The following is a 20,495-nucleotide window of genomic DNA, read 5'->3' on the forward strand; positions in this document are numbered from 1 at the left end:
GTCGTCATCCGGGCATGCGGTGGTCGGCGACGTCCCCCAGCCTTCCCAGGAGTGCAGCAACGGATGGCCGCTCGGCAACGTCGGCACCGCCCCCAGCTTGAGCATGCACGCTTGCCGCAACGGCAACAGCGCCGGGTGGCGCGGAAACGCCACGCCACCCAGCAAGGATGCGGCCTCGCCGCACAACTGCGGCAGGATCAGCTCCGCGCCGATCGGCGCGTCTTCCGGCACCGCATGCGCGTAGGGATCGGGCTGGCGCTCGAGGAATCGGGTTGCAGCCTGAACTGCGTCGGCAGCGCCGGGAAGAGGATCGGCACGCTGCAATGCCAGCAACGCCGCCCACGTGGGCGCATGGCGGAACAGCGGGAAGTCAGCGCTCCCCCATCCGCCATCGGCCTGTTGCTGCGCGATGAGCCACGCGTATGCGTCCTGCCGACCGGTGACGTTGCCGTGGAACTGCAGAGCTCGCGCCGTGTCGTAGACGGACGGACCGACGCTGCCGCCGTCGCTCATCTTGCGCAGCAGGTGGCGCAATTCGGAAAGGATCTGTTCGGACAGCGCGTTCACGCGGGACGTTCCTTCTACAGACGTTTGACGAGGACCAGGATGGGGCAGATGCCGGTCCGCCGCATAGGCTAGCGCGTAGCGCGCCGCGTGCGCCGTGGCCGGCTGGCCAACTGCTGCTCGGACTGGGATATAGTGCAGCATGCACCGCTGCCGCCGGCCGATCGCAACGGCACAGGGACGACTCTCCATGCGGACGGGCGCGCTCATGCGCCTGGCGCGTGCTTGAACAGATACGCGTTGGCCCGCTGCAGCATCTGCGCCAACCGTCCCGAACGCGGCCCCAGCGGGGCGATGGCCTCCCCGGCGTCGTGCAACAGATCCAGCGCGAACTGGCGCGCCGCCCGCAGCCCCATGATCGACGCGCAGGTCGGCTTCTGCGCCGCCGCGTCCTTGCCGGGGGTCTTGCCCAGCGTCGCGGTATCCGCTGTCGCGTCGAGAATGTCGTCGACCACCTGCAACGCCAAGCCGAAACAGGCGCTGTAGCGATCGAGCGCACAGTACAGCGCAGCGTGCGCGGCATCCTCCGCGATGGCGCATAGCACGCCCATTCGAACGGACGCGCGCACTAGCGCTCCGCTCTTCATCCGGTGCATCGCCACGATCCTGTCCAGCTCGACGTGCTTTCCCACCAGCGACAGATCCATGGCCTGGCCGCCTGCGGCACCCTCGGCGGACACCGCCTGCGCCAGTTCGCGCACGAGCGCGATACTGTTGTCGCCCGGCGCATCCAGGCTCGCCAGGGTCAGAAAGGCGTGCGCCTGCAGCGCATCGCCGACCAGGATCGCAGTGGCTTCGCCGAACTTGACGTGCACGGTAGGAAGGCCGCGGCGAAGAACGTCGTCGTCCATCGCGGGCAGGTCGTCGTGGACCAGGGTACAGGCGTGCATCATCTCGATGGCGGCGCCGACGTCGTCGAGCATCTGCGCCGGCCTTTCGGCCAGTGCGCCGGCAGCCAGACAGAGCAAGGCGCGGGTGCGCTTCCCGCCGTGCAAGGTGGCGTAGCGCATCGCCGCCATCAGCTCGGTCTCACCGTCCTCTTCGGCGCAGAGAAGACGCGCCAACGCCTTTTCGACCCGCTTTGCGCCGTCCTGCATCCAGATCTCCGACAGCAGCCTGCCGGATGCGCCGCGCACCTGCGCGTCCAATCCGCCGAGCGCGGAAACGCGAGTTCGGTCGTCGTGTAGCGTGGAACCGGCCTGCATGTTGTTCATGTCCTCTGTACCTGACAGGAGAAGGCCACGGCGAGCGGCGAGCCGCCGCGGTGTTGCCGGCGTCGCACCGAGCGCGCGCGGTGAGTGCAGCACTGCCGCGCATCGCCGGCGCCGCTGCCTCGCCAAACCGGGCATGCGATGCCAGCTCATGAGAATCCGATGCGGATTGTCATGGAGGGATGTGCGGTCGGGTAATAGCGCCGGCCTTTTTCGACGCCGCTCAGCAACCGCGGCCGCACCCTGGCCTTGTGCATAGTCAGCGCCAAGGCGATGCAGAACTGCACCATTTCCAGCCATACCACGTGGTAGCCGATGCAGACGTGTGGGCCGGTACCGAACTGCAGCATGTCCACGGGCCGGATCGGCTCCGTGCGTTGCAGCCACCGCGCCAGCCGGAACTGATCAGGCGCCTCGTGCAGCAGCGCTGAGGTCGAGAAATGCAGCAGCGGGATGCATAAATGGGTGCCCGCGGGAATGCGCCGTTGGCCAAGTTGCAATTCCTGCACCGCGCGACGCGGCAGGAGCGTGGTCGCCGGATGCACGCGCAGCGTCTCGCGGAACAGCGCCTCGGCAACCGGACACTGTGCCAGGTCCGCGTGCCGGGTCGGCACCGCGCCCACGCGCTGCGCCTCCTCGACCAGGGCGTCCCACAGCACAGGCTGCCGCGCCAGCTCGATCACCATCCAGGCCATCGTCGAGGCGGTGGTGTCGTGACCGGCAAGCAGCAGTAAGCGGATATTGGCGACCAGGACGTCATCGGAGAGCGCATCGTCGCTGCGATCGAAGGCGCTCACCATGTCGTTGATCAATCCGGTGCGCGCGGCATGCGCGCGTGCGTCGCGGACGAACTGGCGCAACTGCGCGTCGATCCAGTCGCGGGCGGCGCGGCCGCGCCGCAAGGGCAGTCCGGGCAGATCGACCGGAGGCGCGACGATCAACTGCAGCAGTTGCCGGTACTTGCGATGCCATCCCGGCAGGTCCTGCGCGGGGATTCCCATGAGGCTGAAGATGAGCTTGAGCATCAGGTCGCCGGTTTCGCGCAGGATGGTTACGTCACCGCGGTCGCGCCACGCCTGCACCCGCGCCCGAATGACGGGCGCGAACAGGTCGCCGATGCCGGCCTGAGTGAGCCCGTTGGGTAAGAACGCCGCCTTGATCGCATCGCGCGCCTGCCGGTGCGCGCCGCCGTCCTGGGCGACCAACGTTCCGCCAAGCAATTCGGGCGCGATCTCTTCGATCAGCGCCGAGGACACGTCCTTGTGCCGGAGCAGTGCGAACGCATCCGGATCCACGCAGGTCATCAGGTGTCCAGCAGGGCCGAAATCCAGCCAAAAGTGGCTGCCCAGCGTCCGTTCCGCGCGCCGCAGCAGGCGCGGCAGATCGCAGACAATGGCGGGAAGATGTCCGACCAGGGGGAAAGCGCCGGGCACGACCGGGATGTCGTCTCGCAGCCGGTGCCGACGGTCCAGCGGGTTGAGCAGCATGTCCATCAGCAGCGCGCCCCTCCTTCGATGTCGCCGGCAGCCCGCGCGGCGCGGCTGTTGCCACCGTCGGCGTATGTCGGCAGATGCGCCAGCATGCCGCCGTCGATGCACACGACCTGGCCGGTGATGAACTCAGAATCGTCGGAGAGCAGGAACGCCACCAGCGCGGCCACGTCCTCGGGGCGGCCGACGCGCGGCAGGAGCTGGTGCCGGCGCAGATGCCGTTGCATGCACTCGTCCAGCTTGGCGAGGAGACGCTCGGTCATAATGAGACCCGGCGCAACCGCGTTGCAGCGGATCTGCGCATGACCGTACTGGGTGGCGAGCGAGGCCGACAGCATGTTCATCGCCGCCTTCGACGCGGCGTAGGACGTCTGCCCGGTATCACCGCTGAGTCCCTGGCAGGACGACATGTTGACGATCGCGCCACCGCCGCGGGCGATCATCCGTGGGATGGCCTGCCGGCAGCAGAGCAGCGTGCCGCGCAGATTGGTCGCCATGGTCTGATCCCAGACCGCCAGGTCCAGGTCGAGGATCGCGCCGTCGCACGGGGTCAGATGCATGGCGCTCGCGTTGTTCACCAGCAGATCGACCCCACCGAAGTGCCGCTGCGCTGTTTCGAACAGCGCTGCCACCGCCGTCGCATCGGCGATGTCCATGCCCAGGGCCAGCGCGTGGCCCGCTTCGGCCGCGATCTGCGCGGTGCAGGCGATGGCCGCCGAGCCATCAATGTCGGCCACCACCACTCTGCCGCCCTCGCGCGCGATGGCGAGAGCGCACGCATTGCCGATGCCGGCGCCGGCGCCGGTCACCACGGCCACCTTGCCTTCAAACCGTCCCATCGTGTCCTACTGGATTGCGTTGGTCTTGCGCGGCATGCCGCTCAGCCTTCCACGGAGAAGGCTCAGGGTCGGCGCTGGCGCGCTCGTCATCGCCAGCGTCGCGTTCGATGACCCGAATGGCAGCGACCGGGCACTGGCTGGCCGCGAGCCGCACGGCGGCGTGCATCGCCTGCGGGACCGTCGCCACGCGCACTTCGGCCACGCCGTCCGGTTGGCGCTGGCGAAAGGTGCCCGGCAGCGTCAGCACGCACTGCCCGGTAGTTCCGCACAGATCCTGGTCAACCACGACGCGCATCTCAGCCCTCCTGCGCATGCAGCCGCACCGGCATCGCGCGGAACGTCCTAAGGAACGCGGAGGGCTCCCGGGTTGGTTGCTCGGCCAATGCCAAGGTAGGGAAGCGCGCCTGAACCCGCGGCAGGCTTTCGGCCAACTCCACCCGGGCCAGTTGCGCACCGAGGCAAAAGTGGATGCCGTGGCCGAAGCTCAGCATGATCTTCCCGTCGGTCGACATGCCAGGGCTGGTGCCGTAGAACCGCGCGGGATCGAAGCGATCGGGATCGGCGAAGGCGTCGGGGTCGCGATTGCCGGCCGCGATTAGCACGCGCACGTCCGCGTTCTTCGGGATCACCACGCCGCCCAGTTCGATGTCGCGCCGGGCGATACGCGGGATAGAGCTGAACATGGCGGGCGCGTCGCAGCGCAGGACTTCTTCGACGAATGCCTCCACCCCCACGGCGTCTCCCTGCAGCCAGTGCCGCTGTTCGGGATACGCCAGCATCGCCAGGACCGCATGGTCGATGGTCGCAGCAGTGGTGGCGAAGCCGCCCAGCAGCATGCCCCAGAGCATGCTGATCAACTCCGCATCCGACAGCGTGTCGGCATCGTCGTCGTGTGCGCCGACCAGCATCGACACGATGTCGCGGCGTGGATTGATGCGCTTGCGCGGTATGAGGTCGCCGAAGTAGGCCTGCACCTTGGCACTGGCCGCGTCCGCCGCGGCGAGTTGGGGATCGCTGGCGTGCGGGCTCAGACCTTCCAGAATCGCGGCGATGCCGGCGGCGAGCCCCAACATGTCGTCCTGGGGCAGGCCGAACAGTTCGGAAAAGACCAGCACGGGCAAGGCCAGCGCGAATTCCCGATGCAGGTCCACCGCCTCCCCGCGTTCCAGCGCGGGCGCCATGCCGTCCAGGCATGCTGCGGCGATGCGCGCTATGCTCGGCCGCAGGTTGTCGATCTTTTGGATGGTGAAATCGCGCGAGATCAGCCGGCGCAGACGTGTATGCGTCGGTGGTTCCTTCATCGCTAGCGTGGACGCCAGCAGATTGAGTGACAGGCTGGTCGCCGCACGCGGGAAATAGCGCGCTAGTTCGCCCGGTGCCGGTCCGCGAAACGCATCGCCCGTGGCCTTGAACGCCCAATAGATGTCGGCATGGCGGCTCAACAGAAAGAGGCCCGACGCCGCGCGATGCACCGGATCGTGCTCGCGCAACCACCGCATGAACGGATACGGGTCGTGGATGCACGCTGGCGACGCCAGTTCGGCGAAGGCGTCCCGGCATGCTGCCGTGGTTTCTTGCACGTCCATCTCGGCTACCTGTTGGCTGGCTGATCTGGCCGGCGCGCGCCAGGCGCGCCGGCAAATTGCGGAGAAGATCGCGATTCCCGGCGGCGTCCGCACATCACCAGAGCACCGGGAGTTCCTCGAACCCGCCAGTGATGATCTCCTTGCGCAACTTCAGTTCTTCAGGCGCCACTGCCAGGCGCAGCGCGGGAAAGCGCTGGAAGATCGAACCGAACACCACCTTGAGTTCCAGCCTGGCCAGCGCCACGCCGATGCAGTAGTGCGGCCCGTAGGAGAACGCCAGGTGCGGGTTTTCGTCGCGTCCGATGTCGAAGAGTTCCGGGTTGTCGAAATGGCGCGGATCGAAAGACGTCGCCGGCAGGCCGACCAGCACCTTGCTCTCCGCGGGAATATGCACGCCCGCGATGGTCACGTCGGTCCTCGGATAGCGCATGATGCCGTCCCAGCCCGCGCCCGGCGGGTACATGCGCAGAATTTCCTCAACCGCCTTGTCCACCAGGGATGGATTGTCTACCAGGCGTTCGCGCTGTTGCGGATGGCGGAACATGGCCAGGAGGCCGAATTCGATCTGCGCGACGGTGCTCTCGTGCCCAGCCACCAGCATGCCCGCCGCCAGGCCGATCGCCTCTTCCTCGGTCGCCTTGCCCTGGTCGACGGCGGCGAGCAAATCCGTCAGCAGGTTGTCGCCCGGATCCTGACGCTTGTCCCGCATCTTGCCGCGAATGTAGGCGCGCAGTTCTTCCCAGGCCACGCGCGAGGCGCTACGCGGGCCGCTTGCATGCTGGTGCGTCATCACCTCGTCGGACAGCCCGGCGAAAAAGGTGTGATCCTCGTAGAGCACACCCATCAGCGCGCTGATGACCATTGCGGGAAGCGGAAAGGAGAGGTGTCGCCGCAGGTCGACGGGCTGGGGCTGGGCCGCCAAGGTCTCGAACAACTGCTCGGCGGATCGCTTCGACCTGCTGCGCGAGCAGCTTCACCCTGCGGTTGCTGAAGGCCGGCGCCACGATCGTGCGTCGCCGGGCATGCTCGCCCCCCTCGTGCGAGACCAGCCACCCCGGCGAACCGAGAACGACCGAATCCGGCGTGAATGCCGGCGGCGGCATTCCCGCCGGCCGGAACGCCTCGTCGGACAGCACCGCCTCGGCCTCGTCGTAGCCTGTCACCCACCAGCCTTCGTGCCCGGACGGGAAACGCACGCGGTGGATCGGACCCTTGGCGCGTAGCGCCAACATCTCGGGCGACGGTTCGATGTGATCGATGCGCCACATCGGCAGCGTCGGCAAGGATTGTTCGGGCATGGTGGCACTTCACTCTCTAAGCGATGGAAGGGCGGAAGGTGACCGGCAGGCGCCCGAGATCAACGCGATCATAGAGACGATGATGGAGGCCCGCAGATTCATCATTGAGCGGATCAAGGTTCTCGACGCGCGCGTTCTCGCTGCCGCGAAACAGAATGCCATGGCCCGCCTGTTCAGGACGGCTCTCGGCGTCGTCACCGTGCTCTTGCGTCGATTGCCTCGACCTGTGACGATACTTCCCGCTTCCGTCGATCCTCCAGCGCCGGCGCATATCTCGGGTCTCGCGCCCAGGCGCTATGAATCCAGCGAGGTCAGTCGAAACGGCCGCGTCTCGAAGCGCGGTGGCAGCGCTCGGCCGCGGGACCATCTGGAGCCGGCTCGCACCAGGGGATGTAATGTTTTGAGCACAGCACAAAGCGAGGACCGGACGGTGAACGGTTTATTGTGTGTGCCGGTTGACTGTTCCAGATGCTCGAACGCGAACTAACCTTTGAAGAGGCTTGGGCTGAGGCCAAAGCCGTGAGAAGGAATGCTGCTGCTGCAAGGGCGCGTGTCATGGACATTCTCGTGTGTGGCGGATGGAACTGTCGTCTCACCTGAACTGAGACAGCTAGCTGCAGACATCAAACGCCTCTATTGGCGTGTAATGTCACAGCTCTAGCAGCAAGAGACATGCCAGAGGCGCAGCAGTCGGTTCTTGTTGAATTCCTTCACGTGTCGCGGTGAGCGGGTCATATTAGTTTTGTCGAATTCCGTACAAAATGGACGGATCGAACACCTCCGGGGCATAGTCAGTGCCCGTCATCAGAGGGAACAGGCAAAGGCCCCTGTGATTCGAGAGCCGACAATTCGTCGTGCTCCAAGCATCGGCCAATATGGTCTCCAAAGCACGGTGCTCGATCGGCTACCACGGCTCGTGACGTACCCGAGGGAGGCGGACACGCACCGAAGCGGAACCCGCTGACTGCAACCGGCAAAACTACCGTCGATCGTCACCGACGGAGAGCTCATCGAAAAGCACCGGAGGCGACCAGATCGTTGCTTCATCAAAAGCTCATCACCGTGCATTAAGGTTCGCTGATGGCAGTGATCCAGCGGCCGAACGGCAGCGCGGCTGGAACTTCGGTCGGTGAAGCGCCGGCTAGCAGTGGTGAGGGGGCTTTCGTTGCGTGCCACGGAGCGCATCATCGAGACGCAGATCCACCCCTGCACGCTTGATGAAGCGACGAAGGGAAAGCCTTCATGGCCATTGGCGAGAGTTTCGCTGATCATGAGACTGTGAAGCACTCGAGCTGCGAAAACGCGGTGCCGTCCAGGTCAATTCGGTCGAAGGATTCAACTCCCGCGTTCGCCGCACGATCGCCGGCGTCTTTCATCACATCAGCGCGCAGAACAGCATCCTACGAGGCGGTACCGGAACAGCGCCGTTCCGTCAGGCTAGGGATGCCGACATCGTCGATATATTCGAGGGAGACGGAGAGATCGTCGGGCACGCTCAGCGTAGTTCACGGCTTTAGAACGCCAATCTGCTCCGCCCCAGCTACTTTCAGCATAGACAAAAATGGTAAACGTCCGGATTGTTTCGCGGCCGCCCCGTATTTTGCGAACGGCATTGCCCGTGACGACGTGTTGCGACCAGCGAAAGCCGATGTGCAGTCCGCAATTGTCTATAGCTGTCCGGAATTGAGCGGGGCTGCGGAGGTCGTGTGCGGCGTCGTTTCGGCCCTCGTGCAGAAGCTTGAGCACATCACGGCCGGCGCTGCGGGAATCGTCGGGCTGTGGGTCGCCGGCATTGCCGGTAAAGCGTTCGCCGGCAACAACGCGTTTCTGTGCTGGTTGATCGCAGCCATCGGCGCCCTGGGCATTCTGTGCGTCTTCCTTCAGCGCTGGCGCGATATCGATTGGCTGGCGACTCACGTGGTGCGGATCGGGCTGCTTGGAACCGTAGTTGGACTCATCGTCGCTTTCTCTGCGGCGCGCGCCGGCGGCTCGGCCGACCCCAATGCGATCCGCCCGATGATCGCGTCGGTCATCGACGGCATGTATGTCGCGCTCTATGCGACGCTGCTCGGTATAGCCACGAACCAGTGGCTTAAGATCAATCTTCGCCTGCTCGGTAACTTCGATGGATGAGGAAACTCTCACCGTCTGGCTCGACACCGCGCTCTTGATGCTCGGCGGCTTCGTCCTCATGACCATGCTCATGATGACGGTGATGAACCCGCCAGCCACGGCGAACGAAACCGATGGCGTCACGGCGCCCGGAAACGTCGCCGTCGAGATGCAATGGCCAGGCAAGCTCGACGCCGACGTCGATCTGTGGGTCCAGGCGCCCGGGGATGTGCCGGTCGGCTACTCCAACAAGAGCGGCAAGGTGTTCGATCTGCTGCGCGACGACCTGGGCATGACGCCGGACATGACCGACTCCCACCATGAAGTTGCCTATTCGCGGGGGGCTCCCGCTGGCGAATATACCGTCAATGTTCACATGTATTCGTGGTGTGAACGTCACATATCCCATCCCGGTGAAGGTCACGTCAGCGGGCCATCTACGTATGGCTCACCACGGCTGGCTCACCTGAGCCGCGCGCCTACGTACTGCCCTGGAGCCAGCAGGCGGCCCAACAGCTTCAAGATGCGATGGGCAAGGCGGAAGCCGACGGCACTGCGGTAGAGATGAAGATGCAGGCCGCCGACGCCGGTCTCGATACACGCGAGCCGATGTTCTACGCACGGCCCCAACCGGCCCTGCCGGCAAAGGACTACCAAAGCGGCGTTCGCCGCCTCGCTATACACAGCCGGGGTCGTAGCCGAGTTTTTCGCTTCGTGTTCCGCTCCTGCAGCTTGGGAAGATGGCGCCGTGGCTCATTTGTGTCCGTCCAACAGCGCCGCGTGCCCAGTAGGGCGCCCTGATGCATACAACAAGGCATGAGGGACAATCCTTTGGATGATTATAATTTGCCGCGGGCACTCCTACCTGTGTTGTGGGCCGAGAACCGCCGGCGATGAACCGCGCATCGCGACGCGACGGAACCGGACGGCCCGCAGATGGAACGCGAGGCGAAGCAATCGCCCCTCACCCCAGGAAAAAAGGAGGCGCAATCATGCGCTCTTTCAGGACTCTCAAGACAGTAACCCTCATCACCCTTCTCATCACTGTTCCGTTCGCCGGCGCCTATGCCAACGAGACGCCGACCTCGATTGCCGATCAGGCGCAGGGTGTGGACCAAGGCATTGCTGACGCAAGGCAGCAGAACACGATCACGCCGGCCGAGGCCCAAAGGCTGCACATACAGGTAGTTCGTATCACCCAGGCCGCCGAAAGAACGGCCGCCGAGGACCACGGCAAGATACCGGCTGCCCAATCTCAGCAATTACTGCGCAGGCTTGACAATCTCGACCAGAGGCTCATGGTCGATGCCGGCAGTGGCTTCGCCATCAACGACGACAATCCCGACGGAAATTATCCGAACTGAAGTCACCAGAGCCAGCGCGCCCAAAAAGGACACGCTGGCTCTGAAAGATCATTCAGCGCGAAATGGTCCAGGCCGCCCACAGCCTGGGCTGCGCTCGAGGCCGGTGGGCTTAACGCGCAGGATGAAACACGTTTGGCCTTGGCAACCGGACATTGCTATGAGGGTTTCGGCGCAGGCTCAGCCACGGGTGTGATCGACTTGACCTTCCACCGGTCGCCGTTCGTAGCAATCAGCCAATAGTCTGTGCCGATCATTGCAATCTGGCCGCACCAACTCCCTTTCCGGGTTGGGCCGGCCATGAAGTGTACGCATACCTTGTCGCCGTCAAAGGCATACGTTCCCGTCCAATGGTCCTTCGTACCGACGGAATCGTATTTCCCATCAGCAAAGTACGTGGCAACACTGTTGCCCTTGCCCAGGTGAAGGACCTTCCCGACGATCAGTGTCTTGAGCGCGTCGTTGGGAAGCGGGTCAAAGCCTGCGGTGCTTAGCGTCGTCATAGAAGAAGCCGGGACCGAGGCAGTATTCGGCGAAGGCGACTGGCATGCGCCCACCAGCGCTACGGACGCCAGCACGAGAATGCGTTTCACAGATTGGGACCTCCGCGCAGACAACCTCACCGCACAGGGCGATGAGACGGTGACGTTTTTATGTCAGCTCTTTAGCTCAAATGATCGCGCATAAAGTAGACGATTCCTGTACGAGGGGATAGAAACAGAGCGCGGCTTCCTGCACCTTCTCGGACGGCACACAGCGAAGGGCATTAAATTAGAAATCGACATCGCGCCAACGCCGGAAGTAGACACACAGAATGCCCAGGGCGCCGATGGCCGCGATCAGCCAGCAGAGAAATGCGTTGTCTCCCTGAAACCCGTTCTGAACTGCTCCAACGGCAAGCAAGCTAACAACAGAGCAAGGCCGGCGCGCTATTATGCCGACGTATGAAACGGGCACCCCTTCGGACGTCACTGACCGGAATCGACAACAGAGACTCTATCAGAGTTGGACGACGCTATGCACCCTGGACGCGACGGCAAGGCTGCCAAGAAGCCATCGCGCGATCCTCTTGCAGCACGCCGCGGTCAGTGAAGGTGATTGACCCCGCTGACGCAAATTCTGTCATCGGCTTTGCGAATGGCCATCCCACGGCGCGTTCGACGGGGTGGACCCGTCGAGTTACACTCACTTCGCCGCATGTTGGCGGCTGTCGGCGCAGAGTTCAGACAACGGTTCCAGACTGCCTTTTACGCGGCAATCAAAGCACGACGGGTGAACAGAGGTCGGGGATGGGGCATAGATCTTCTGCTGCCTCGTCGATGGGCAAAGACGGCCGATTGACGCGATCAATGAGTAAGGCCAAGCGATTTTCTGGCCGACCCTGCGGTTGCCACGACACCTCCGAGGAGGCTTACCAGTCGTGATGCCTTTTCGACCAACTCCGCGTTGCTCTTCACCAGCTCTGTCTTGGACATTCGGACCGTGTCTTCCATCCCGATTCTCACATGCCCGCCTAAAACAAACGATTGGGCAAGCATCGGAAATGCCGAGCGGCCGATCCCGAATCCTGTCCAGATAGCATCCGGCGGGAGCATGCTCCTTGCGAACAACATGGTATCTGGCGTCGCTGCAAATCCGTATTTTACCCCAAGCACCAAGCTGCAAAGGGCTGGGCCCTGGAAAACGCCGGATTTCAGGAAGTCCCGCAGTAGATTAATATCGCCGCTGTCGAAAAGCTCGAATTCTGGCCTAACGCCGGCATCGTAGATGATTTCGGCCATGCGCTTTACGTATGGCGGGGTGTTTATGACCACCTCGCTGCCGAAGGTCATGGTGTTGAGATCGAGTGTGCAGATGTCAGGGCGCAAATCCACGATATGCTGGACGCGTCGCTCGACCGTGACAAAGTTCGTTCGCGGTCCTGCGATTTTCGGATCTTCGTCGCCAGGCTGAAAACGACCGCCAGGTCCTGTGGTGATGTTGAGTATCACCTCGCTATTCTTGGACCGGATCAGCCGGACGAGTTCACGGTAGTGATCCAGCTCCATCGAAGGCCGCCCGTCTGGATGACGGACATGAAGATGCAGAATTGCAGCGCCGGCCTGCGCTGCTTCCAGCGCGGAATTTGCGATCTCCTCCGGGGTAACAGGCAGTGCGGGGTTGTCTTCCGGTCCAGTCAGGCTGCCGGTCACGGCGCACGTGATGATGGTCCCCTTCTCCATACCCGTTAGTCCCCTACAAAGGCAGTGGCGGCGATCTCGACCAGCATCTCGGGATCGATAAGTGCTCCCGCTTGAACCATGGTGGTCGCGGGTCGGCTGGCGGCAAACGCCGTGCCGTGCGCAGCGCCGACGGCTTCCCAGTCACTCATGTTCTGCAGAAAAATGCGAGTTTCGATGACATCGTCGAGGGAGCCGCCGAGTTCGCGGATTGCAGCCTCAATCCGCGAAAGGATGAGGACAGCCTGCTTACCGGCGTCGCCTTTGTGAGCCGTGCCATCCGGTCCTGATGCCGACGTTCCAGACACAACAATCATATTGCCGGCCCGGACTGCGCGCGAATAGCCGATCTTGGCGCCCCATTCGGTTGTTATCTCGACACAGGTTTTCATTTGATCCTCCTCGATAGGCGCGGCCTGCATCAGGCAATGGTCTTAAGTGCCCGATCAAAGGCGTCGACGATTTCATCAATGTCGCTCGCCGACATAGCGGTGGAAAAGGCCATGAGCCCATTGCCGCCGATGATGACGCCCTGGTCAAACAGGGCTCGTGCGAGGGCCGCCACTTTCTTTTCGCCAGCCGCCAGCGTGGAGCGATAGTCCGTCAACTTCGCATCAGACAGGTGAACGCGGCGAAGGGAGCCCAACCCGGTAACCTGCGCATCGATCTTGTTGTGGGAGAAACAATGTCCGATCCCTTGGTCAAAGCGGCTCCCGAGTGCCTCCAATCGCTCGAATTCGACGGCAGTCAGATCCTCGAGCGCAGCCGCTCCTGCGGCCATCGACATCGGGTTGGCGCTGAACGTGCCGCCATGCGGCAGTGCGGGCGCGCCTTTCGAAGGATCGAAAACCGACATCACGTCTGTCTTGCCACCCACGGCGCCGACGGGGAAGCCGCCACCGATAACCTTGCCCAGCGTCGTCAGATCCGGGTCGACATTAAATCTGCCTTGCGCCCCGTTGAAGCCGAGCCGGAAGGTAATGACCTCATCGAGAATGAGAAGCGCACCGAGTTCACGTGTGACCTGTCTCAACATGGCGAGAAACTCAGCGCTCGCCGGCACAAGGCCGGCGCGGTTCGGCATCACGTCGACAAGCACTGCCGCAAGCGAGTTGCCGCTTGCGCGCAGAATCTTCTCGCTCACCTCAACGTTGTTGAACGGGATGACCACCATGTCATCCAGCACACCCCTGGGGGTGCCGCGAGCGGTTGGCACGGCTTGCGGCTCATCTGCCGGGCCCCAGTTGTCAGGCCGCGCATCCTGGCTGGTTTCAGCCGGGTCGTAGGTGCCGTGATAGGCGCCTTCGCACTTGGCGATCTTTGGCCTTTCGGTATACGCACGTGCGGCCTTGATTGCGTTCATCACCGCTTCCGTTCCGGAATTGGTGTAACGGAGCTTTTCAACCGAAGGCAGTCGGTCGCAAAGCATCTCCGAGAGCAGGATTTCGCTCTCCGTCGCCATTCCGAAACATGTTCCCAACTCCAGCTGCCGGCTCGCCGCGAGTGCGACCTTGGCGTTTCCATAGCCGTGGATCAGCGAGGTGAAATTGCCGTTGGCATCGATCCGGACGTTTCCGTCGACATCCACGATGCGGCAGCCCTCGCCCCGGACCGCATAGACCTGGTGAGGCTGCCGATAAACGGTTGTGCGCGTATTGCCCCCTGGCATGACCTGCAAGGCACGCTGATAAAGCGCGGCCGACTTAGGATTGTCCAAAATTCGCATTTTTGTTTCTTTACGCCTCGGTCTTGGGTGGTGCGTCGGCTGCCAAGCTACAAGCCACTCAGCCAGCCGCTTTCAGATCGATCCTCTCGCGTCTCAGCAAAGGCGATGAGTCCTCAAATTCCTGCGCGAAGCGGTGACCGGAATAGACGGCCGCGAAGATCGCCGCCGGCGCCTCGCAGTCACCGACACGGCTGATGCGAATGGACGGCTTTTCCGCAATGCCGCTGACCAGCTGGCTATAGAGTTCCGAATTCGGCAACCGCGCGGTTACCAGAACAATCGCGTCGGCGCGCTGCTCGGAATTCTCGCCCGTTCGCACATCCATGAACCGTGCGGAAGAGCTGCCGGTGCCGAGCAGGCTGCGATGGGTGATCATCGTCACGCCCCGCTCGAATAGGCGTTTTGCAACTCGAATATTCTCGAGCGTATTGACCGTGAAAGAAGAAATGTCCGCAGCTGGCGTTACCAGGGTAACTTTACAGCCTTCCAACGCCAGCTTCTCTGCGATGACCGCGCCCATATAATAGTGGTCGTCGTCGTAGACAGTGACATTTCCGCCGGGAAGCGACCCCCGCATGACGTCATCAGGCGTGAAGATCGGCAGTGCCGTGTCAAATGGGAGCGCTTTGTGAGCTGCTCGACCAACACCATCACGGCGCCAGCGTGCGCCAGTCGCCAACACGATCTGATCAGACCCGAACTCCAAAGTGTCCGCGGCCGATAAATCGCTGCCTTTGTAAATCTCAATATTGGGAAGTTTCTGAAGCTGGGTGACGCGCCAGTCACGAACCCGCTGCCACTCACCCAAGCCAGGCAGTTTGCCTTCCAGGGTGACGCGACCGCCAAGAAAGCCTTCACGTTCAGCCAACGTCACTTTATAGCCCCGCTCGCCCAGCGCGCGAGCACATTCGAGCCCTGCCGGTCCTGCGCCGACAACGAGAACGCTGGAACGGGATTTAGCTAGGGCAATCTTTTCAGGGTGCCATCCGCGGCGCCATTCCTCGCCCATCGTGGGGTTTTGCGTGCAACGCAGGTTCGTCATCGCAAAATGGCTCGACACGCAGATATTGCAGCCGATGCATTCACGAATGTCCTCGTAGCGCCCCTCTTCAATTTTCTTAGGGAGGAATGGATCTGCAATCGACGGCCGCGCGGCACCGATCATGTCAAGGACGCCTCGACGGATGAGACTCGCCATCGTGTCGGGGGACGTGAACCTTCCCACTCCCACGACCGGCTTGCTGGTGACTGACTTGATGCCAACCATGAACGGCTCGTGGTCGTTCTCGGCAGCAAAACGCGACGTCGGTGAATCGTCGGCCCAGGTGCCGACGACGAGATCCCAGAGATCGGGCAACTCGGCCAGCAGGGAGATGGCCTCAATACCCTCATCTGCCGCACGCAAGCCTTCGGGACCAAAGAGTTCGTCGATGATGAGCCGTACGCTGACAGCACAGCCGTCTCCCCCACCCTCGCGCGTTACCTCTATTAATTCCCTGAGAAGGCGGACCCGGTTTTTCAGCGACCCCCCATATTCATCGGTGCGCTGATTTCGAGGAGAGATGAACTGGAAGGCGATCGTGGAGAAATTGCCGTCAACGTTGAGAACGTCAAAGCCGGCCTTCCGGGCTCTGACTGCGGCCGCTTTCCACCATCCGAGCAGGTTCTTGATGTCGGACTTATCCATCCCTCTTACCTGCATTGGATGGTTCCCGCTGACCGGCCGATCCATCGGGCCAAGCGGAACCTCTCGAGTCAGGCGGTTGGCATTATAATACGCAGGGTAAGCAAGCTGCACCCCGGCAAGCGAGCCATGCTCGTGGACTGCTTCGACCATCAGTGCGAGTGGCGGGATATCGCCGTCGTCCCAAAGCATTTGCAGGACTTCCGGCATGAGATCGCCGGAGGGATGCACCGAGCAATGTTCGGTGTTGATTACGGCCCACCCGCCCTCAGCCTTGATGCCCCGCATGGCAGCATGAGCCTGCGGCCGAAGGTTCCCCATGCCGTTGCAATGGGGTGTCTGATAGAACCGATTACGAGCGACGAGCGGCCCAATCTGCACGGTCTCAAACAAGATATCGAAACGCGGATCACGCATGCAAAGGTCTTTCGTAGGCCTAGCCCACTTGCCAGGAAAATCAGCCGAGTGCCGGGTAAAAGCCAATGCGCTTAGCTGCGAATCTTGATCCAGGTCGCCTTCAACTCAGTGTATTTCTCGATGGCATGAAGGGACTTGTCGCGCCCAAAACCGGACTGCTTATAGCCGCCGAAGGGCATGGTGATGTTGCTTTCGTCGAAGTTGTTCACCCAGACCGAGCCTGCCCTCAGGCGGCGCGCCGTCGACAGCGCAACGTCGATGTTGTCTGTCCAGACTGCGGCTGCAAGTCCGAAGATCGTGTCGTTGGCGATCGCGATCGCCTCCTCAGCCCCGTTAAAGGTGATGGTTGCGAGTACGGGGCCAAAAATCTCTTCCTGGGCGATCCGCATATTGTTGTACACGCCGTCGAAAACGGTCGGCTCAATATAGTAGCCGCCGGTTTCGTCGAGGACCCGCTTGCCTCCGGATTTCAGAGTGGCCCCTTCCCTTCCGCCAACATCGATGTAGTCGAGCACGCGGTCCATCTGGACCTTGCTGACCATGGCACCGAGCTTGGTGTCGGCGTCGAGCGGGTCGCCAGGCGTCAGTGTCTTGCCGACTTCTATGACCTTCTCCAGGAAACCATCCTTGATCTTGGCATCGACCAGCAGCCGCGAGCCGGCATTGCAGACCTCGCCCTGGTTGAAGAAGATGCCGAAGGCCGCAGCCGTCGCTGCCTCTTCGAGGTTACCGCAATCAGCCATTACGATATGCGGCGTCTTACCACCGCATTCGAGTGCGACGCGCTTGAGGTTCGACTGGCCAGAATAGGTCATGAAGAGCTTGCCGACTTCGGTTGAACCCGTGAACGTCACCGCATCGACATCCATGTGCAGACCAAGCGCCTTGCCTGCCGTCTCACCGAGACCTGTGACGACATTGAAGACGCCTTCTGGAAGCCCTGCCTCCATCGCAAGCTCGGCCAAGCGAATTGCAGAAAGGGGGGACTGTTCTGCTGGCTTGAGGATGACGGAATTGCCCGCCGCCAGCGCAGGCCCAAGCTTCCAACATGCCATCAGCAGGGGGAAGTTCCACGGCACGACCGCTGCCACCACACCGACGGGCTCGCGGGTAATCATCCCAAGTGCGCCGCTGCCAGTCGGTGCGATCTCGTCATAAATCTTGTCGATTGCTTCAGCGTACCAGGCGATTGTGTTGGCTGAGGCTGGAACATCGACGGAACGCGCGTCAGAGATCGGCTTGCCCATATTAAGCGTTTCGAGAAGCGCGAGTTCATCGCCATGTTTGAGCATCAACTCCGCGAAGCGCTGAAGAACCGTTTTGCGTTCGGCAGGGGACCGGCGCGACCAAACCCCTGCTTCGAAAGCTCGCCGCGCCGAGCGTACGGCCAAATCAACATCGGCCATGTCGCAGGACGCGACCTTGGCAAGTGTCGTTCCATTTGCGGGATTGATGGCGTCAAATACTTGCCCTGAGATCGCCTCGACGAACTTCCCATCGATGAATGCATTGCTGCGCAATTTGAGCTTGGAAGCGGCTTCCCGCCAGTTTGGCATTCCCATCGAATTCACCTTTTCTCGATAATCAAGACACACAGCCGATTTTCGAGACAATGACCTTTGCAACCTTTTTTGTCAACCGCAAAGGGGAGCGATCGACAAAGAAAGCCAAGAAAAGATGGGGTCACGCTCTTAGTTACGAAAGAGGAAGTGGCGCTCTTTCCGGCGATCCCGAAGCAAGCGACGTAATTACGCCTATCGCGTTTGATGCGAATATCGCGCGTAGGCGGCTGATTCGACTAATCTGGGTGTGTGAAAACTATACCGCTACCTTGAGGTCACGACTTATTTTCTCTTCCAATATTCTGGACAGGCGAGCAGCCAGATTTTTAACGTGCGCGACCTTCAGTTCACGGTCGTTATCAAAAAGCGCGTGGTTCGTTCCGGTCACACACAGGCTATATAATGTTCGCTGCCCCTTTATCTGTATTGGCGCGGCGATGGCTCCAAAACCGTCCACATCTTCTCCGACGCAATAGGCCACGCCGGTCTTGCGGACGAACTGCAACTCTTCAAGAAGCTTGGTGAATTCCGTCTTGGTCGCCGAAGTGAACTGTACCAGAGGTCTGTCGAGAACCGTGGCGATAAAGGCCGCATCCTGGAAAGCCAGAATAGCCTTCGCAGATGCACCTGCATGGGAGGGGATCTCGTGGCCGGGCACGATGTAGGCCCTGAGTTGATTGTCAGGCGCAACCATGTCGATGCTACGGACACTGGTTCCAACAAGCCTCGCGATGAAACAGGCCTGGCCGGTCCGCTCTGCCAATTCATTTAGAATGGGACGAGCAATGGCGATAAGCCAAGCGTCGCTCGCTCCTGAAAACAGCAACCTTTCAAGGCGCTGTCCAAGCTTGAAAGTTGCTGCACGCGGCGCGGTGTGTTCGATGAGCTCCACGTCGGCTAGGCTTCGCATCAGCCTGTAGGCCGAGGCCTTCGGCAAGTCGAGCATTTCGCCCACCGTCGAGGGTGAAATACCACCGGGAAAGCCTGCAATGATTTCAAGCATGCGGACATAGCGCTCAAGCGGCTTTTCGGTGGTCACTTTTGTCTTTGGTGCCTTTGCCATGTCCCGGACTCTCTAGCCCCTTGCGATCCTGCCGTCGTGCCAGTCGAAATAGCGCATCGCCAAAGGCACGAACCATGGTGAGCCGTTATAAAGCGGCATTGTCGGAAATCTTTCAACGTCGAATACCGACGTCTGATCTCCCTTTTGCAATATGCGAGCCGCAAGTTTCTCGCCGAAGTGAGTTCCCAATGGCAGGCCGGCAAAATTATAGCCGAGGGCAAAGTGGACGCCCTCCTTCACTCCGATGTGAGGCATGAAATCGAAAGTTCCCGCGCATTGACCTGTCCAGGCCCGGCTTAATCGCACGCCGTCAAGGTCAGGGAGGATCTGGACCAGCCGATCGCGCAACTGCTCAGCCAGGGGAGTTGCTTGCGGACTGTTCGTTCCCGTCATGCCCCCGAACAGGATGCGGCTTGAATCCGGGGCCGGGCGGAGGAAGTCGATATTCATCTTGGTATCGAGATAGGTGCGGCGGCGGGGCATCACTCGATCGATCATAGTCGCCGGAAGAATCTCGGTCGCGACGATAAATCCCCTGAAAGGAATGACGCGTCGCATCAGCCAATCAAATGCGCGGCTGGTATAGCCGTTCGTGGCTACGATGACATGGCTGGCGACGAGATCTCCTCGCGAGGTCTTGACGACTTTGCCTACACGATTTGAGTCGATGCTCAAAACCTTGGTAGACGGTGCAAACCTGACGCCCTCATCCAGCACCTTGCGCGCCAGTCCAGCGTGATAAAGACCGGGATGAAGAGAGCCAAGGTCGGGGATGACGGCGCCGCCGTGATAGCGGTCGGACGCGAGTTCTGTGTGAACCTGATGCTTCTCGACTACTGAGTACTCAAATCCGACCTCTCGCCGGGTGTCGTCCAGTTCAGCGATCAGAGCGTCAAAATGCGCTTTTGAATTTGCGGCTATAAAGCGGCCGCAGACCTTGAAATGGCAGTCGATTTTTTCTCGCTCGATGAAGGAGCCCAAGCCGGCAAGCGCCTCGTCGAGTTCCCTGTAGACTCTTACTGCATGTTCTGTGCCGTGTTTTGCAGCTAGCCAGGAAACCGAGCGCTTCAACGTCCGACCGACAAACCCGGCGTTGCGGCGCGCTGCGCCCTCCCCGATCTCCTGGGAATCCAGGACGATGACGTCAGCCCCTCCGCGCGCAAGATGTAGCGCGGCGACCAAGCCGGTGATGCCACCACCCACGATCGCAACGTCGACCTTGCCACTTACGGTCTGAGGCCCCGCAGCTGCCGAGAGGGGAGCGGCAGACCACCAGTAAGGCTCCTCGCGAAAGTCTGGGGCGAACACGTCGCTGTCGACAGTGATCTTCTTGGGTGGGACCTCCGAGACCATATGCAACATG

General features: G+C 61.8%; 17 protein-coding genes and 3 pseudogenes. 5 read left to right on the forward strand and 15 right to left on the reverse strand.

Translation table 11 applies throughout. The features are described 5' to 3' along the window. From O7A61_RS10320 to O7A61_RS10350, 7 genes and pseudogenes are all read right to left on the reverse strand, one after another. A pseudogene (locus O7A61_RS10320) lies at positions 1-567 on the reverse strand (hypothetical protein); the annotation flags it as partial. A 203-nt stretch (positions 568-770) separates the two neighbouring features. Continuing rightward, on the reverse strand, positions 771-1,769 hold the full coding sequence (locus O7A61_RS10325) for a polyprenyl synthetase family protein (protein ID WP_337129742.1): 999 nt from the start codon (positions 1,767-1,769) through the stop codon (positions 771-773). Between the two features lie 155 nt (positions 1,770-1,924). After that, positions 1,925-3,268 (reverse strand): cytochrome P450, encoded by a 1,344-nt coding sequence (locus tag O7A61_RS10330; RefSeq protein WP_337129693.1) that lies wholly within the window; start codon positions 3,266-3,268, stop codon positions 1,925-1,927. Then, the gene (locus tag O7A61_RS10335; protein ID WP_337129694.1) at positions 3,268-4,104 is read right to left on the reverse strand and encodes an SDR family oxidoreductase; all 837 of its coding nucleotides are present in this window, start codon (positions 4,102-4,104) and stop codon (positions 3,268-3,270) included. The genes O7A61_RS10330 and O7A61_RS10335 overlap by 1 nt, the downstream gene beginning before the upstream one ends. Next, entirely contained in the window at positions 4,091-4,399 is a 309-nt protein-coding gene (locus O7A61_RS10340; protein ID WP_337129695.1) for a ferredoxin, read from the reverse strand. Before O7A61_RS10340 ends, O7A61_RS10335 begins: the two co-directional genes overlap by 14 nt. 1 nt (position 4,400) lies before the next feature. Further along, positions 4,401-5,690 carry a cytochrome P450 gene (locus tag O7A61_RS10345; protein ID WP_337129696.1) on the reverse strand — a complete coding sequence of 430 codons (1,290 nt, stop codon included), beginning with the start codon at positions 5,688-5,690 and terminating at the stop codon, positions 4,401-4,403. Positions 5,691-5,784: 94 nt separating this feature from the next. Continuing rightward, a pseudogene (locus O7A61_RS10350) lies at positions 5,785-6,988 on the reverse strand (cytochrome P450). On the opposite strand from O7A61_RS10350, the gene O7A61_RS10355 reads away from it, so the two are divergent. The 5 genes and pseudogenes from O7A61_RS10355 to O7A61_RS10375 all read left to right on the forward strand — a co-directional run bounded on the left by O7A61_RS10355 (position 6,948) and on the right by O7A61_RS10375 (position 10,464). After that, positions 6,948-7,475 (forward strand): hypothetical protein, encoded by a 528-nt coding sequence (locus O7A61_RS10355; RefSeq protein ID WP_337129697.1) that lies wholly within the window; start codon positions 6,948-6,950, stop codon positions 7,473-7,475. The pseudogene O7A61_RS10350 and the gene O7A61_RS10355 sit on opposite strands and share 41 nt — an antisense overlap. Positions 7,476-8,065: 590 nt before the next feature. Beyond that, positions 8,066-8,391: pseudogene (locus tag O7A61_RS10360) on the forward strand (transposase); the annotation flags it as partial. A gap of 40 nt (positions 8,392-8,431) precedes the next feature. Then, on the forward strand, positions 8,432-9,121 hold the full coding sequence (locus O7A61_RS10365) for a MotA/TolQ/ExbB proton channel family protein (RefSeq protein WP_337129698.1): 690 nt from the start codon (positions 8,432-8,434) through the stop codon (positions 9,119-9,121). Beyond that, complete coding sequence (locus O7A61_RS10370; protein WP_337129699.1) at positions 9,114-9,662, forward strand: hypothetical protein; 549 nt, start codon at positions 9,114-9,116, stop codon at positions 9,660-9,662. The genes O7A61_RS10365 and O7A61_RS10370 overlap by 8 nt, the downstream gene beginning before the upstream one ends. Positions 9,663-10,092: 430 nt before the next feature. After that, positions 10,093-10,464 (forward strand): hypothetical protein, encoded by a 372-nt coding sequence (locus O7A61_RS10375; protein ID WP_337129700.1) that lies wholly within the window; start codon positions 10,093-10,095, stop codon positions 10,462-10,464. Between the two features lie 155 nt (positions 10,465-10,619). Here the strand turns inward: O7A61_RS10375 and O7A61_RS10380 are convergent, their stop codons facing one another. The 8 genes from O7A61_RS10380 to O7A61_RS10415 form a co-directional block, all read right to left on the reverse strand. Beyond that, a complete protein-coding gene (locus O7A61_RS10380; RefSeq protein ID WP_337129701.1) occupies positions 10,620-11,054 on the reverse strand; it encodes a hypothetical protein in 435 nt (144 codons plus the stop codon). Between the two features lie 753 nt (positions 11,055-11,807). Then, the gene (locus O7A61_RS10385) at positions 11,808-12,683 is read right to left on the reverse strand and encodes a 3-keto-5-aminohexanoate cleavage protein (RefSeq protein ID WP_337129702.1); all 876 of its coding nucleotides are present in this window, start codon (positions 12,681-12,683) and stop codon (positions 11,808-11,810) included. A gap of 5 nt (positions 12,684-12,688) precedes the next feature. Then, the gene (locus O7A61_RS10390) at positions 12,689-13,102 is read right to left on the reverse strand and encodes a RidA family protein (RefSeq protein ID WP_337129703.1); all 414 of its coding nucleotides are present in this window, start codon (positions 13,100-13,102) and stop codon (positions 12,689-12,691) included. Next, positions 13,102-14,406: an aspartate aminotransferase family protein gene (locus tag O7A61_RS10395; RefSeq protein WP_337129704.1), complete on the reverse strand. Its 1,305-nt coding sequence runs from the start codon at positions 14,404-14,406 to the stop codon at positions 13,102-13,104. Before O7A61_RS10395 ends, O7A61_RS10390 begins: the two co-directional genes overlap by 1 nt. Before the next feature lie 58 nt (positions 14,407-14,464). Continuing rightward, positions 14,465-16,507 carry an oxidoreductase gene (locus O7A61_RS10400; protein WP_337129705.1) on the reverse strand — a complete coding sequence of 681 codons (2,043 nt, stop codon included), beginning with the start codon at positions 16,505-16,507 and terminating at the stop codon, positions 14,465-14,467. Positions 16,508-16,578: 71 nt separating this feature from the next. Then, entirely contained in the window at positions 16,579-18,069 is a 1,491-nt protein-coding gene (locus tag O7A61_RS10405) for an aldehyde dehydrogenase (RefSeq protein WP_337129706.1), read from the reverse strand. A 256-nt stretch (positions 18,070-18,325) separates the two neighbouring features. Further along, positions 18,326-19,132 (reverse strand): IclR family transcriptional regulator, encoded by an 807-nt coding sequence (locus tag O7A61_RS10410; protein ID WP_337129707.1) that lies wholly within the window; start codon positions 19,130-19,132, stop codon positions 18,326-18,328. A gap of 12 nt (positions 19,133-19,144) precedes the next feature. After that, positions 19,145-20,494, reverse strand: a complete 1,350-nt coding sequence (locus O7A61_RS10415; RefSeq protein WP_337129708.1) for an NAD(P)/FAD-dependent oxidoreductase — start codon at positions 20,492-20,494, stop codon at positions 19,145-19,147. Position 20,495 lies beyond the last annotated feature (1 nt).

This window comes from Mesorhizobium sp. Cs1321R2N1, assembly GCF_037179725.1.
GTDB lineage: Bacteria > Pseudomonadota > Alphaproteobacteria > Rhizobiales > Rhizobiaceae > Mesorhizobium > Mesorhizobium salmacidum.

Excerpts from the sequence above, each read along its gene's own strand:
- O7A61_RS10370 (WP_337129699.1), top strand. The coding sequence starts at position 9,114 with ATGGATGAGGAAACTCTCACCGTCTGGCTCGACACCGCGCTCTTGATG.
- O7A61_RS10410 (WP_337129707.1), bottom strand. The coding sequence starts at position 19,132 with ATGGCAAAGGCACCAAAGACAAAAGTGACCACCGAAAAGCCGCTTGAG.
- O7A61_RS10385 (WP_337129702.1), bottom strand. The coding sequence starts at position 12,683 with ATGGAGAAGGGGACCATCATCACGTGCGCCGTGACCGGCAGCCTGACT.
- O7A61_RS10400 (WP_337129705.1), bottom strand. The coding sequence starts at position 16,507 with ATGCGTGATCCGCGTTTCGATATCTTGTTTGAGACCGTGCAGATTGGG.
- O7A61_RS10340 (WP_337129695.1), bottom strand. The coding sequence starts at position 4,399 with ATGCGCGTCGTGGTTGACCAGGATCTGTGCGGAACTACCGGGCAGTGC.
- O7A61_RS10335 (WP_337129694.1), bottom strand. The coding sequence starts at position 4,104 with ATGGGACGGTTTGAAGGCAAGGTGGCCGTGGTGACCGGCGCCGGCGCC.
- O7A61_RS10330 (WP_337129693.1), bottom strand. The coding sequence starts at position 3,268 with ATGGACATGCTGCTCAACCCGCTGGACCGTCGGCACCGGCTGCGAGAC.
- O7A61_RS10395 (WP_337129704.1), bottom strand. The coding sequence starts at position 14,406 with ATGCGAATTTTGGACAATCCTAAGTCGGCCGCGCTTTATCAGCGTGCC.
- O7A61_RS10325 (WP_337129742.1), bottom strand. The coding sequence starts at position 1,769 with ATGCAGGCCGGTTCCACGCTACACGACGACCGAACTCGCGTTTCCGCG.
- O7A61_RS10355 (WP_337129697.1), top strand. The coding sequence starts at position 6,948 with ATGCGCCACATCGGCAGCGTCGGCAAGGATTGTTCGGGCATGGTGGCA.
- O7A61_RS10365 (WP_337129698.1), top strand. The coding sequence starts at position 8,432 with ATGCCGACATCGTCGATATATTCGAGGGAGACGGAGAGATCGTCGGGC.
- O7A61_RS10405 (WP_337129706.1), bottom strand. The coding sequence starts at position 18,069 with ATGGGAATGCCAAACTGGCGGGAAGCCGCTTCCAAGCTCAAATTGCGC.
- O7A61_RS10415 (WP_337129708.1), bottom strand. The coding sequence starts at position 20,494 with ATGTTGCATATGGTCTCGGAGGTCCCACCCAAGAAGATCACTGTCGAC.
- O7A61_RS10390 (WP_337129703.1), bottom strand. The coding sequence starts at position 13,102 with ATGCAGGCCGCGCCTATCGAGGAGGATCAAATGAAAACCTGTGTCGAG.
- O7A61_RS10345 (WP_337129696.1), bottom strand. The coding sequence starts at position 5,690 with ATGGACGTGCAAGAAACCACGGCAGCATGCCGGGACGCCTTCGCCGAA.
- O7A61_RS10375 (WP_337129700.1), top strand. The coding sequence starts at position 10,093 with ATGCGCTCTTTCAGGACTCTCAAGACAGTAACCCTCATCACCCTTCTC.